This is a genomic window from Microbispora sp. ATCC PTA-5024, from assembly GCF_000511135.2.
GTDB lineage: Bacteria > Actinomycetota > Actinomycetes > Streptosporangiales > Streptosporangiaceae > Microbispora > Microbispora corallina.
The window spans coordinates 984,182-996,241 of record NZ_KI866524.1 but is presented as its reverse complement, the minus strand read 5'-3'; the positions used below and the strand labels follow the sequence as shown (position 1 = coordinate 996,241).

Genomic DNA, 12,060 nt, shown 5'->3' with positions numbered 1-12,060 from the left:
AATCAGGCGGGGGCGGCGAGCCAGGCGTCGATCTCCGACAGCACCTCTTTCTTCACCGACTCGGGCGCGGCCGAGGACCGGATCGACTGGCGGGCCAGCTCGGCCAGCTCTGCGTCGTCGAAGCCGTACACCTCACGGGCGAGCTCGTACTGCGGCAGCAGCCGGGCGCCGAACAGCAGCGGGTCGTCGGCGCCGAGCGCGATCGGCACGCCCGCCTCGAACAGCCGGCGCAGCGGCACGTCCTCGGGCCGCTCGGCGACGCCGAGGCCGACGTTGGACAGCGGGCACACCTCGCACGTGATCTGCCGGTCGGCGAGGCGCTCCATCAGCCGCGGCGACTCGGCGGCGCGTACGCCGTGGCCCACGCGGTCGGCGTCGAGGTCGTCGACGCACTCGGCGACGCTTCCCGCGCCCAGCAGCTCGCCGCCGTGCGGCACGGCCAGCAGGCCGGCACGCTTGGCGATCCGGAAGGCGTGGTCGAAGTCGCGGGCCCGGGCGCGCCGCTCGTCGTTCGACAGGCCGAACCCCACGACGCCCCTGTCGCTGTACTGCGCCGCCAGGCGGGCGAGCGTCCTGGCGTCGAGGGGATGCCGGGTGCGGTTGGCGGCCACGATCACGGCGATGCCGACGCCCGTGGCGCCCGAGGCCCGCCCGGCCGCGTCCAGCACCAGCTCGAGCGTCTCCGTCAGCCCGCCGAACCGCTGCGCGTATCCCGAGGGGTCGACCTGGATCTCCAGCCACCGGGAGCCCTCGCGCGCCTCGTCCTGCGCGGCCTCCAGCAGCAGGCGGCCGACGTCCTCGGGCCGCCTGAGCACGGACCTGGCGATGTCGTACAGCCGCTGGAACCTGAACCACCCGCGCTCGTCGGTGGCGCGCAGCTTGGGCGGCCAGTCCTGCTCCAGCGCGTCCGGCAGGTGCACCCCCTGCTCGCGGGCGAGCTCGATCAGCGTGCCGTGCCGCATCGAGCCGGTGAAGTGCAGGTGCAGATGGGCCTTGGGGAGTTTGTCGAGTGGACGCGGCATCTCCATATCCTCCCGCATCCCGCTCTCAACCTCCCGCCCGCCTCGCACGTTGGGGACGGGCGAAAGGGGAGTCCATGACCGAGGAAGACGAGGCGGCCTTCGACGAGTTCCTGGCCGCGCGCAGCACCGCCCTGCTCCGTACGGCGATCCTGGTCTGCGGGGCGTCCACGCCCGACGCCGAGGACATGGTCCAGAGCGCGCTGGAGAAGGTCTACCGCCACTGGCCGCGCATCCGGCACGACAACCCGGAGGCGTACGCCCGGCGCGTCGTCGTCAACGGCGCGATCAGCCGGGCCCGCAGGAGGAAGGTCCTCCAGGAGATCACCTTCGCCCACCCGCCGGACACGCCGGTCGAGTCCCCGGACGTCGGCCTGCGGCAGGCCCTCCTCGACGAGCTCAGGAGGCTGCCCGCCCGCATGCGGGCGGTGCTCGTCCTGCGCTACTGGGAGGACATGTCCGAGGCCGAGACGGCGGCCATGCTCGGCTGCTCGGTCGGGACCGTGAAGAGTCAGGCGGCGCGGGGCCTGTCCCGCGTCCGCGCACGAATGGGACACATGGAAGGGGCGTCCGCATGAACGTGGAAGAGGCGCTGAGGGACGCGATGGGCGCGCAGGTCGCCGGCGTGCACGCGTCGCCGTCGATCGGGCAGGCCGTACGGCGGCGCAGGCGCCGTCACCAGGTCCGCTTCCGCACGGCGGGGGCGGCGGCGGTGACGGTCGCGGTGGCGGGAGCCGTACCGGCCTACCTGACCCTGCAGGACGCGACGGGACACCGGGGGTCTCCGGCTCCGGTGGGGGCGGCGGCCCCCTCGGGGGGACCGTCGGCCGCCGTCTCCGGCGACGACGTGGCCGTGCCCCGGATCGTGGTCCCGAACGTCGTCGGCGTCGCCGCCGAACGGGCCAGGGCGACGCTGGAGGACGCAGGGCTCACCGTGGCCTTCCGCAAGACCGTCACGCCCGGCGCGACGCCGGGCACGATCGTCTCCCAGGACCCGCCCGCCGCCGCGCAAGCCACGCCCGGATCGCAGGTCGCGGCCGTCATCGCGACCACCGACCGCCCCTCGGCGACGCCGACCCCGGACCCGTCCGGGAGCCCTGACGGGATGCCGCAGGACCTCGGCGACCTGAGCGACGGACGGGCCTTCGGCGGCGTCCACGTCGGATACCTCCCGAAGGGCCTCGTTTGGGGCGAGTGGTCCGGCAAGGACGGCTTCGGCACGCACAGCTACGCCACGAGCTGGGTGGAGCGCGGCATGGAGAAGACCGGGCTGTACAGCGTCGAGATGGTCGTCTACCGCGGCGCGGCCGCCGGCGACCTGGCGGGCCGCGTCAAGGCCGCCCGCGGCACCGGCACGCCCGTCGATCTGGGCGGCACGACGGCCTACCTCGTGTCGGAGGCCGAGGGGAACACGACCCGCGCCGTCATCTGGACCCTCCGGCCCGGCCTGGGGGTCGAGGTGATGATCAGCCCGGACTACCGGGCGAAGCTGGGCGAGGACGCCGCCGACGCCGAGCTCCGCGAGATCGCCGCCCACGTCACCCCCGCCGGCTGACCGACTGCGGAATCTTCGCACTCACCCGTGGGTCGTCTTCGCACTCACCCCTGGGTCATCTTGGTAGTGTGCAGGTCATGGCCGCCGACGCGTACATCCCTCGTCTCGTAGACCCGCTGATCGAGGAGATGTTCCGGACCCTTCCAGCGATCATGCTGGTGGGGCCGCGTGCCACGGGCAAGACCACGACGGCCGCACGTCATGTGGAGACCGTCGTCCGGCTCGACCGCGAGCAGGACAACGCCCCCTTCCTGGCCGACCCCGACGCCGCCCTGCGGCGGCTGCGGGAACCGGCGCTGCTCGACGAGTGGCAGGTCGTCCCGGAGGTGCTCGGGGCGGTCAAGCGGGCGGTGGACGCCGGCCACCGCCCCGGGCGTTTCATCCTCACCGGCTCGGTCTGGTCCGACTTCGGTGGGCGTACGTGGCCGGGGACCGGACGCGTCGTGCGGCTGGACATGACCGGTCTCGCCGTCAAGGAGATCGAGCGGACCACCGGCAGGCCGTCGTTCGTCGATCTCCTCGCGGAGGGCCGCATGGAGGAGCTCGCGACGCCGGCCCGGCCCCCGGATCTCGTCGACTACGTGACGATGGCGTTCAGGAGCGGATACCCGGAGGCGCACCGGATGCCGGACCCCGTCCGGAGCCGATGGCTGGAGAGCTACGTCGAGCAGACCCTCACCCGGGACATCGAGACACTGGACGGACGCCGCGACCCGGCCCGGCTCAGGGCCTACCTCGAGGCGCTGGCGCTCAACACGGCCGGCGTGGTGACGGACAGGACGCTCTATGAGTCGGCAGCCGTGAACGCCCGCACGGCGGAGGCGTACGAACGGCTGCTGCGGGATCTCCTGCTGGTCGACAAGATCCCGGCCTGGTTCAGCAACCGGCTCAAGCGGCTGGTTCGCGGGGCCAAGCGGTACGTCGTCGAGTCCGCGCTGGTCCCGGCCCTGCTGCGGACCGGGCCCGAGGCGGTCCTGCGTGACCCTGACCTGCTCGGACGGCTGGTCGACACGTTCGTGGCCCAGCAGCTCAGGGCGGAGACGCCCGTGTCCGCGTCCCGCCCCCGGATGTACCACCTGCGCCAGGACCAGGGACGGCACGAGGTGGACATCGTCCTGGAGCTGGGCATGGGCCGGGTGGTGGGCATCGAGGTGAAGGCGAAGGCCGCGCCACGAGCGGACGACGCGAAGCACCTCGCGTGGCTCAGGGACGAGCTGGGCGACCGGTTCGTCGCCGGGGTGGTCCTGCACACAGGGCCGGCCGTCTACGACCTGGGTGAGCGGATCGTGGCCGCGCCCATCTGCGCGATCTGGAGCTGAGGGCGGACACGGCGACGGCCCGGGCGGAGTGAGTCGCCCGGGCCGCCGGAGGAACGCTCAGTGGGCCTCGCCGAGGAGCTTGGCCACCCGGCTGACGCCCTCGGCCAGGTCGTCGTCGCCCAGGGCGTACGAGAGGCGGAAGTAGCCCGGGGTGCCGAAGGCCTCGCCGGGCACCAGCGCGACCTCGGCCTCCTCCAGGATGAGCTCGGCCAGCTCCCCGGACGTCTGCGGGCGCCGGCCGCGCAGCTCCTTGCCGAGAAGGGCCTTGACCGACGGGTACGCGTAGAAGGCGCCCAGCGGCTCGGGGCAGAGGACGCCCGGGATGTCGTTGAGCATCCGGACCATCGTCTGCCGCCGCCGGTCGAACGCCTCGCGCATGCGCGCCACGGCCGACAGGTCGCCCGAGACGGCGGCGAGGGCCGCGGCCTGGGAGACGTTCGCGACGTTCGAGGTCGCGTGCGACTGCAGGTTCGTGGCGGCCTTGACCACGTCGGACGGGCCGATCAGCCAGCCCACCCGCCAGCCGGTCATGGCGTACGTCTTCGCGACGCCGTTCAGCACGACCACGCGCTCACGCAGCTCGGGCACGGCGGTCGCGATGCTGGAGAACCGGGCGCCGCCGTACACGAGGTGCTCGTAGATCTCGTCGGTGACGACCCACAGGCCCTTGTCGAGGGCCCAGCGGCCGATCTCCTCGACCTGCTCCGGCGTGTACACGGCCCCGGTGGGGTTGGACGGGGAGACGAACAGCAGCACCTTGGTGCGGTCGGTCAGCTTCTCCTCGAGCTGGTCGACCGTGGCCAGGTAGCCGGTCGTCTCGTCGGTGACCACGTCGACCTGCACGCCGCCCGCGAGCTTGATCGCCTCCGGGTACGTCGTCCAGTACGGCGCCACGACCAGCACCTCGTCACCCGGGTCGAGCAGCGTGGCGAACGCCTCGTAGACCGCCTGCTTGCCGCCATTGGTGACGAGCACCTGCGACGCCTCGACCTCGAACCCGCTGTCGCGGCGCGTCTTGTCCGCGATGGCCTGCTTGAGCTCGGGCAGGCCGCCCGCCGGCGTGTACTTGTGGAACTTGGGGTTCCTGCACGCCTCGACGGCCGCCTCGACGATGTAGTCGGGCGTGGGGAAGTCGGGCTCGCCGGCGCCGAAGCCGATGACCGGGCGACCGGCGGCCTTCATCGCCTTGGCCTTGGCGTCCACGGCGAGCGTCGCGGACTCGGAGATCGCGGAGATACGCGCGGAGATGCGAGGTCGGGTCATGCCCCCATCGTTCCAGACGCGCCGTTCGGTTTCCTCGGCATATCCAGGATCCGGACAGGTCCGCACGGTACTTTTGAGCAGCACACGGCGGTACCCGGCCGGCGTCCCTTCACCGCGCCGGCCGCGTGGTTCGACGAAGCGGTGATTCCCACGTACACTTCACCGACTAGTGGGCCACGCGAGCGATGTACGGATGCGTAAGGACGTTTCTCGGGTATCGTGGTGCACGGCTTAGGGCACTAGCGCAATTGGTAGCGCACCGGTCTCCAAAACCGGCGGTTGGGGGTTCGAGTCCCTCGTGCCCTGCGGAGTGCGGTCCGCGCAACAATGGCGTGAAAGCGCGCCGCGCGATGCGACGGACACGACGGATCAGGTGAGGATTGTGGCGATCGACACCCGCGGCGAGACCGCTGGAAAGCCAGGCAAGCCAACCGGTGAGAAGAAGGTCAGGCGCACCTCGCCCGCACTGTTCTACCGGCAGGTCGTCGCCGAGCTGCGCAAGGTCATCTGGCCCCGGCGAACCGACCTGGTCACGTACACCACGGTCGTCCTGGTCTTCGTTGTGATCATGGTCGGGGTCGTGGCCGGACTAGACTTCCTTCTGACGAAGGGCGTGCTCTGGGCCTTCGGCGGATCCTGATCCGTCCGAGACGTCGCAGCGCGTCAAAGTCATCGATCGAAGAAGGAAGAGTCCCGTGTCCGAGTCCCCGATGCCGGCTGACGGCTCCCGTGACGAGTGGGAGACCGAGCCGGACGAGGCCGTAGCAGAGGTCGGCGACACCGAGACCGGCGACGTCGAGTCCGCCGGCTCGGACGATGCCGGCGACGACGCCGCCTCGGCCGAGGCGGAGGTCGACGAGGACGGCGACATCGTCCCGGACGTCGACCCGATCGAGGAGTTCAAGCGTCAGCTCCGCGGCCAGTTCGGCGAGTGGTACGTCATCCACTCCTACGCCGGTTACGAGAACCGCGTGAAGCAGAACATCGAGAGCCGCATCGGCTCCCTCAACATGGAGGACTTCATCTTCCAGGTCGAGGTGCCGACGCACACGATCACCGAGTTCAAGGGCGGCAAGAAGACTCCGATCAAGGAGCGTGTCCTGCCCGGTTACGTGCTGGTGCGCATGGACCTGTCCGACGAGTCCTGGGCCGCCGTCCGCAACACTCCGGGCGTGACGGGCTTCGTGGGCCTGTCGAACAAGCCCAGCCCGCTCAACCTCGACGAGGTCGCCAAGCTCCTCGCGCCGGAGCCGACCGAGGAGGCCAAGAAGGCGACCGCCAAGACCGCCGCCGCGACCGTCGACTTCGAGGTCGGCGAGTCCGTCACGGTCATGGACGGCCCCTTCGCCACGCTTCCCGCCACCGTCAGCGAGATCAGCGCCGAGTCGCAGAAGCTCAAGGTGCTCGTGTCGATCTTCGGCCGGGAGACCCCGGTGGAGCTGTCGTTCAACCAGGTCTCGAAGATCTGACGCCTTCGCATAGACTCGATAGCCGTCCTCACCGCGTTTCCGGGAGTCGTCCTGCGGCGGCTCCCACACGCGTGTGAGGGTTCTGTAGGAAAAAAGGACCCGGAGAAAACAGATGCCTCCAAAGAAGAAGATCGCGGCGCTGGTCAAGGTCCAGCTTCCCGCTGGTCAGGCCACGCCCGCGCCGCCGGTCGGTACCGCCCTCGGTCCGCACGGCGTCAACATCATGGACTTCGTCAAGCAGTACAACGCGGCGACGGAGTCCCAGCGGGGCAACATCATCCCCGTCGAGATCACCATCTTCGAAGACCGCACCTTCACCTTCGTCACGAAGACGCCGCCGGCGCCCGAGCTGATCAAGAAGGCCGCCGGTCTGCAGAAGGGCAGCGCGAACCCGCACAAGGACAAGGTGGGCAAGCTCACCCGCGACCAGCTGCGGCAGATCGCCGAGACGAAGATGCAGGACCTCAACGCCAACGACATCGCCGCCGCCGAGAAGATCATCGCCGGCACCGCCCGCTCCATGGGCATCACCATCGCCGACTAGCCCTCGGCGCCGCGGACGCGGCGACGTCGGCAGCCGGCAGCGGCGTGGCAGACAAGCAGAGTGGGAGGGCCTGCGCGGGCCCGGACCACGAACTCCATGAAGGAGACCCATCGTGAAGCGCAGCAAGAACTGGAAGAACGCGGCGGCCCAGGTCGACCGCGCGAGCCTCTACAGCCCGCTGGACGGCGTCCGGCTGGCCAAGCAGACCGCGACCACCAAGTTCGACGCCACCGTCGAGGTCGCCCTGCGCCTGGGCGTCGACCCGCGTAAGGCGGACCAGATGGTCCGCGGCACCGTCAACCTCCCGCACGGCACCGGCAAGACCGCCCGGGTCCTGGTCTTCGCGACCGGTGACCGTGCCGAGGAGGCCCGCGCCGCGGGCGCCGACATCGTGGGCTCGGACGAGCTGATCGACGAGGTGGCCAAGGGCCGTCTCGACTTCGACGCGGTCGTCGCCACGCCGGACCTGATGGGCAAGGTCGGCCGCCTGGGCCGGGTGCTCGGCCCGCGCGGTCTCATGCCGAACCCGAAGACCGGCACGGTCACCCCGGACGTGACCAAGGCGGTCACGGACATCAAGGGCGGCAAGATCGAGTTCCGTGTCGACCGGCACGCGAACCTGCACTTCATCATCGGCAAGTCGTCCTTCGAGGAGCGCCAGCTCCTGGAGAACTACGCCGCCGCGCTCGACGAGGTGCTGCGTCTCAAGCCGTCGGCCGCCAAGGGCCGTTACCTCAAGAAGGTCACCTTCACCACGTCCATGGGCCCGGGCATCCCGGTCGACCCGAACGTGACGCGGGCGATGACCGCCGAGATCGACGCCTGAGCCCTCTCCGGCACAGCAGCGAAGGCCTCCGTCCCACGGGACGGAGGCCTTCCGCGTTTCCGTGCGTCCTGCGGCAGTTGTGCAGGGTTTGTGGATGATCCATGAGGGTTTGCGGGCGATCGCCGCGCGGCCCGCGTTAGGCGCATAGGGTCAAGGGCAGGTAAATCGGGGAGACGAAAGGGATGGAAACATGCGCCGACTACTGGTGGCCGCCGGAGCGGTGGCCGCGATCACGGTCGCGGGATGCGGGACGACCGCGGCTCCGTCTCTGGAGAACGCCAAGCTCTCGGCGGCCGAAGTCCTGCAGCAGACCGCGCAGAAGGCCGACGATGTCACCTCGTACTCCGCCGACCTCGTCGTGAACGTCAGCGACAAGCAGGGGGGCACGGGCGGCGTCCAGGGCACGATGCTCTACAAGAAGACCCCGCAGATCGCGTCCGACATCACGCTCAACCAGGTGGCGTTCGGCGGGCAGAACCTGCCGGGCGGCGTCCGGGTGATCCTCCAGGGTGACGTCGCGTACGTGAAGCTCGACATGCTCAAGACCCTCGTGGGCGCCACCAAGCCGTGGATCAGGCTCGACCTCAAGCAGCTCGGCTCGAACGCCGGCGTCAACGTCGACCAGTACCTCGCCCAGGCCCAGCAGATCGACCTGAAGACCAGCGTGGCGCTGCTCACCGCGTCCAAGGACGTCAAGTCGGTCGGCACCGAGAGCGTGGGCGGCGTGGACACCACGCACTACTCGGGCACGTTCCCGGTGGACCAGGCCGTCAAGCAGCTTCCTGCGGACGCCCAGTCGCGGATGCGGGGCCAGCTCGCCGATGCCAAGGACGTCAAGTTCGACGCCTGGATCGACGGCCAGGGCCTGCCGCGCAAGATCGAGCTGAACGGCGGCAAGGCCGACCAGGGCACGTTCAAGGCGACCGCCCTGTTCAAGTCGTTCAACGAGCCGGTCACGATCGACGCGCCCCCGGCCGACCAGGTCGGCGAGCTGCCGCAGAACCTCCGGCCGGGCAACTGATTTGGCTTCCTAGGGATTGACACGTATTCTGTCTCCTGCCGAAGACCGCCGGTCGTCGCCGGGCAAACCCCGGTGACCGAAGGATCCACGGAAGTGGGCGACCCGCGCAGGTATGGAGACGCTTGGGACGTTTCACGTCCATCCAAGCCCCGTGCGCCTGCGCCGGGGCTTGTTCGTTTTCCCGGGCCTTCGCCGGCGGCACATCTGGAAGGAGGCCCATGGCGAAGGCAGACAAGGCCGGTGCGATCGCCGAGCTCGCGAACGAGTTCGAAGGCTCCAGCGCCGCCGTTCTGACCGAATACCGCGGTCTCACCGTCGCCCAGCTCAAGCAGCTGCGCGTCTCGCTCGGTGGGAATGCGAAGTTCGCCGTGGCGAAGAACACGCTGACCAAGATCGCGGCGAACAACGCCGGGATCACCGCCCTGGACGACCTGCTCCAGGGCCCGACCGCCATCGCGTTCGTCAAGGGCGACGTCGTGGAGGCGGCCAAGGGTCTGCGTGACTTCGCCAAGGCCAACCCCCTCCTGGTGATCAAGGGCGGCGTCGTCGACGGCAAGTCGATGACCCCCTCGGAGATCACCCAGCTTGCTGACCTCGAGTCCCGTGAGGTGCTCCTCGCGAAGCTGGCCGGTGCGCTGAAGGCCAAGCAGTCCCAGGCTGCCGCCACCTTCGCCGCGCTGCCCACGCAGATGGCTCGACTGGCCGAAGCTCTGCGCGCCAAGCGCGAAGAGGCCGGCGAGTAGGTCCGCGCAGCGGGCGGGGGAGCGCGCACCGCGGTCCCTTTTCACTTTTGTTAGATCCACTGGAGGAACACCATCATGGCGAAGCTCAGCACCGACGAGCTGCTCGAGACCTTCAAGGAGATGACCCTCCTTGAGCTGTCCGACTTCGTGAAGGTCTTCGAGGAGACCTTCGACGTCAAGGCCGCCGCCCCCGTGGCCGTGGCCGCCGCCCCGGCCGGCGCCGGCGGTGCCGCCGCCGCCGAGGAGGCCGAGGAGCAGGACGAGTTCGACGTCATCCTCGAGGCCGCCGGCGACAAGAAGATCCAGGTCATCAAGGAGATCCGCGCCCTGACGAGCCTGGGCCTCAAGGAGGCCAAGGACCTCGTGGACGGCGCTCCCAAGCCCGTCTTCGACGGCAAGGTCAACAAGGAGCAGGCCGAGAAGGCGAAGGCCGCCCTGGAGGGCGCCGGCGCCACCGTCACGGTCAAGTAAGACCGTTCCGGGTCGAGCCGACCACGCTTCACCGGAAGGGGCGGGTCCATCCAGGTGCCGGATGGCCGCCCCTTCCGCATGCCCGGAGTCCGTACGGGCTCCAGACCCTATGGGCACACCCGCGGCCGGTGATCTATGTTGCGGGTTAGGATCCGGCGTCCGGCGACGTGATCAGGGGGTGGGCGACCATGCGGCGCGCGCTGACCCTCGGCCTGGTCCTCCTCGTCGCCGCGCTGGCGGCCCTGGTCGTGCGGCTGGGGCAGGACAGGAGCGCCGCCCAGGCGCTCGCCGACGAGCGCGAAGCAGCCGTCCGGGCGGCGGCGTCCCACGCCGTGGCCCTCCTGTCGGTGGACCACCGGACGATCGACGACGGCATAAAACGGGTCCTGGCGACGTCCACCGGGCCCGAGCGGGAGCGGTTCGCGGCCGGCCAGACCGACCTCAGGGACGCCACGATCAAGAACAAGGTCGTGCAGACCGGCGTCCTGCGGGCCACCGCGCTCGCCTCGTTCGGCGCCGACCGACGTACGGCGGAGGTCCTGGTGGTGGCCGACGCCGTGATCCACTGGGAGGACGGCAGGAAGGCCGCCCCCGAGGAACGGTTCTTCCGGTGGCGGATGGACCTGGTCAAGACGTCCGGCTCGTGGCTCGTGGCCGGGTCGGAGCTCGTCCAGTGACCCCCGGGGAGGGGCGGCGGCCCCCGGGGCGGCTCAGACGCCTCCTGGTGGCCCTGTCGGCCCTGGCGGCCGTCGGGCTGGGTCTCGCGGCACTGTCGGCCTACCGCGACCTTCGGAGCCTCCAGGACGCCGAGAGGGCCGGAGGGAGCGCCCTGGCGGCCGCGCGGGCGTACGCGCCGGAGATGCTGTCGTACGACTACCGGACGATCGACAGGGACCTCGCGCGGGCGGGCGCGCACGCGACGGGCGCGCTCGCCGAGCAGTACCGCCGCCTGCCGGCCGCGATCGGACCGGACGCCCGGCTGCGTCACAAGGTGCAACAGGCCGTGGTGGCGGCGGCGGGCGTCGAGTCGCAGTCGCCGGACGAGGTCCGGGTACTCGTGTTCGTCAACCTGGTCACCAGCAGGACCGATCCGGGGGCGGCCCGGCCGACCCAGCAGGTGGTCCAGAGCAGGGCGAGACTGGTGCTGGTCACGCAGGGCGACGGCTGGCGGGTGTCCGCCCTGTCGACCCTTCTGGGGGACACGCCCGCCCGCTGAGGGGCGTGACTAAATTGTTAGCAAAGACTGCGTTTGGGATGGGCCGCCCCGTGGGATGACGAGGGCACGGCGGCGTCGACCGACGGTCAGCGTTGGACCCTCCGTGTGACAGAGCGTTACCTGGACCGGCTCCCGGGTAGGGACTGGATCCGTCGGCGTTCGGCAGTCACACGGGCGGGAAAAACCCAGCGTGGTGCCTGTCAGTTAGGCGAAATGTCGGCTCTCGGGCTTGACGTTTCGGCGCGGACGGGTGATGCTGCCACCAACGTGGAGCGCAGAGCGAGAGCGGAGTGGACAGGTGTATGCCTATCGGCTACACTGCCCCTTTGCGCTGCCCTTTGACGACCGCTTCTCTGAGTAATGCTTGGTCCTGGTCGTCTGGCGTGCGTGTAGTCAGTCCGCGAGCCCTCGGAAGGACATCTGTTGGCAGCCTCGCGCAACGCCTCCGCCGTACCCGCCGGTCCCCGTACCGTGTCGTTTTCACGTATCGGGGAGCCGCTCGAAGTTCCCGACCTTCTCGCCCTGCAGACCGAGTCGTTCGACTGGCTGCTCGGCAACGAGAAGTGGAAGGGCCGGGTCGAGGCGGCTCGCCAGGCCGGGCGCAAGGACATTCC

General features: G+C 70.2%; 15 protein-coding genes and 1 tRNA gene. 14 read left to right on the top strand and 2 right to left on the bottom strand.

The annotated features are described in order from the left end of the window. Positions 1 to 2: 2 nt before the first annotated feature. Positions 3 to 1,028: an adenosine deaminase gene (locus MPTA5024_RS25140; protein ID WP_198167396.1), complete on the bottom strand. Its 1,026-nt coding sequence runs from the start codon at positions 1,026 to 1,028 to the stop codon at positions 3 to 5. A gap of 68 nt (positions 1,029 to 1,096) precedes the next feature. Here MPTA5024_RS25140 and MPTA5024_RS25135 point away from each other — a divergent pair, with 68 nt between their 5' ends. The 3 genes from MPTA5024_RS25135 to MPTA5024_RS25125 all read left to right on the top strand — a co-directional run bounded on the left by MPTA5024_RS25135 (position 1,097) and on the right by MPTA5024_RS25125 (position 3,893). Beyond that, positions 1,097 to 1,597: a SigE family RNA polymerase sigma factor gene (locus MPTA5024_RS25135; protein ID WP_036328567.1), complete on the top strand. Its 501-nt coding sequence runs from the start codon at positions 1,097 to 1,099 to the stop codon at positions 1,595 to 1,597. Further along, complete coding sequence (locus MPTA5024_RS25130; protein ID WP_051458613.1) at positions 1,594 to 2,574, top strand: PASTA domain-containing protein; 981 nt, start codon at positions 1,594 to 1,596, stop codon at positions 2,572 to 2,574. The genes MPTA5024_RS25135 and MPTA5024_RS25130 overlap by 4 nt, the downstream gene beginning before the upstream one ends. 77 nt (positions 2,575 to 2,651) lie before the next feature. Next, positions 2,652 to 3,893, top strand: coding sequence for an ATP-binding protein (locus MPTA5024_RS25125; RefSeq protein WP_036328566.1), 1,242 nt, complete (start codon positions 2,652 to 2,654; stop codon positions 3,891 to 3,893). Between the two features lie 57 nt (positions 3,894 to 3,950). Here the strand turns inward: MPTA5024_RS25125 and MPTA5024_RS25120 are convergent, their stop codons facing one another. Next, positions 3,951 to 5,156, bottom strand: a complete 1,206-nt coding sequence (locus MPTA5024_RS25120) for a pyridoxal phosphate-dependent aminotransferase (protein WP_036328564.1) — start codon at positions 5,154 to 5,156, stop codon at positions 3,951 to 3,953. 233 nt (positions 5,157 to 5,389) lie between these two features. Between MPTA5024_RS25120 and MPTA5024_RS25115 the strand changes: the two genes are divergently transcribed. The 11 genes from MPTA5024_RS25115 to MPTA5024_RS25065 form a co-directional block, all read left to right on the top strand. Beyond that, positions 5,390 to 5,462 (top strand) — tRNA-Trp (locus tag MPTA5024_RS25115). A gap of 76 nt (positions 5,463 to 5,538) precedes the next feature. Next, positions 5,539 to 5,796: a preprotein translocase subunit SecE gene (gene secE / locus MPTA5024_RS25110; RefSeq protein ID WP_036328561.1), complete on the top strand. Its 258-nt coding sequence runs from the start codon at positions 5,539 to 5,541 to the stop codon at positions 5,794 to 5,796. Positions 5,797 to 5,851: 55 nt separating this feature from the next. Further along, positions 5,852 to 6,625 carry a transcription termination/antitermination protein NusG gene (gene nusG, locus MPTA5024_RS25105; RefSeq protein WP_036328559.1) on the top strand — a complete coding sequence of 258 codons (774 nt, stop codon included), beginning with the start codon at positions 5,852 to 5,854 and terminating at the stop codon, positions 6,623 to 6,625. Positions 6,626 to 6,737: 112 nt separating this feature from the next. Continuing rightward, positions 6,738 to 7,169 carry a 50S ribosomal protein L11 gene (rplK, locus tag MPTA5024_RS25100; RefSeq protein WP_036328557.1) on the top strand — a complete coding sequence of 144 codons (432 nt, stop codon included), beginning with the start codon at positions 6,738 to 6,740 and terminating at the stop codon, positions 7,167 to 7,169. A gap of 112 nt (positions 7,170 to 7,281) precedes the next feature. Next, complete coding sequence (gene rplA / locus MPTA5024_RS25095; protein ID WP_198167359.1) at positions 7,282 to 7,995, top strand: 50S ribosomal protein L1; 714 nt, start codon at positions 7,282 to 7,284, stop codon at positions 7,993 to 7,995. A gap of 190 nt (positions 7,996 to 8,185) precedes the next feature. Then, complete coding sequence (locus tag MPTA5024_RS25090) at positions 8,186 to 9,016, top strand: LppX_LprAFG lipoprotein (protein ID WP_036328553.1); 831 nt, start codon at positions 8,186 to 8,188, stop codon at positions 9,014 to 9,016. 218 nt (positions 9,017 to 9,234) lie between these two features. After that, on the top strand, positions 9,235 to 9,759 hold the full coding sequence (rplJ, locus tag MPTA5024_RS25085) for a 50S ribosomal protein L10 (RefSeq protein WP_036328551.1): 525 nt from the start codon (positions 9,235 to 9,237) through the stop codon (positions 9,757 to 9,759). 75 nt (positions 9,760 to 9,834) lie between these two features. Continuing rightward, entirely contained in the window at positions 9,835 to 10,230 is a 396-nt protein-coding gene (gene rplL / locus MPTA5024_RS25080) for a 50S ribosomal protein L7/L12 (protein WP_036328549.1), read from the top strand. Between the two features lie 188 nt (positions 10,231 to 10,418). Next, positions 10,419 to 10,907 carry a hypothetical protein gene (locus MPTA5024_RS25075; RefSeq protein ID WP_036328547.1) on the top strand — a complete coding sequence of 163 codons (489 nt, stop codon included), beginning with the start codon at positions 10,419 to 10,421 and terminating at the stop codon, positions 10,905 to 10,907. Next, complete coding sequence (locus tag MPTA5024_RS25070; RefSeq protein WP_084369969.1) at positions 10,904 to 11,446, top strand: hypothetical protein; 543 nt, start codon at positions 10,904 to 10,906, stop codon at positions 11,444 to 11,446. Before MPTA5024_RS25075 ends, MPTA5024_RS25070 begins: the two co-directional genes overlap by 4 nt. Before the next feature lie 423 nt (positions 11,447 to 11,869). Further along, positions 11,870 to 12,060, top strand: a 191-nt coding sequence (locus MPTA5024_RS25065) for a hypothetical protein (RefSeq protein WP_036328543.1), incomplete at its 3' end; no start/stop codon positions are given.

Bases quoted from the DNA above. Each gene is read 5' to 3' on its own strand.
- MPTA5024_RS25130 (WP_051458613.1), top strand. From the start codon at position 1,594: ATGAACGTGGAAGAGGCGCTGAGGGACGCGATGGGCGCGCAGGTCGCC.
- MPTA5024_RS25090 (WP_036328553.1), top strand. From the start codon at position 8,186: ATGCGCCGACTACTGGTGGCCGCCGGAGCGGTGGCCGCGATCACGGTC.
- MPTA5024_RS25125 (WP_036328566.1), top strand. From the start codon at position 2,652: ATGGCCGCCGACGCGTACATCCCTCGTCTCGTAGACCCGCTGATCGAG.
- MPTA5024_RS25120 (WP_036328564.1), bottom strand. From the start codon at position 5,156: ATGACCCGACCTCGCATCTCCGCGCGTATCTCCGCGATCTCCGAGTCC.
- MPTA5024_RS25135 (WP_036328567.1), top strand. From the start codon at position 1,097: ATGACCGAGGAAGACGAGGCGGCCTTCGACGAGTTCCTGGCCGCGCGC.
- rplL (WP_036328549.1), top strand. From the start codon at position 9,835: ATGGCGAAGCTCAGCACCGACGAGCTGCTCGAGACCTTCAAGGAGATG.
- MPTA5024_RS25140 (WP_198167396.1), bottom strand. From the start codon at position 1,028: ATGGAGATGCCGCGTCCACTCGACAAACTCCCCAAGGCCCATCTGCAC.
- MPTA5024_RS25075 (WP_036328547.1), top strand. From the start codon at position 10,419: ATGCGGCGCGCGCTGACCCTCGGCCTGGTCCTCCTCGTCGCCGCGCTG.
- rplK (WP_036328557.1), top strand. From the start codon at position 6,738: ATGCCTCCAAAGAAGAAGATCGCGGCGCTGGTCAAGGTCCAGCTTCCC.
- rplJ (WP_036328551.1), top strand. From the start codon at position 9,235: ATGGCGAAGGCAGACAAGGCCGGTGCGATCGCCGAGCTCGCGAACGAG.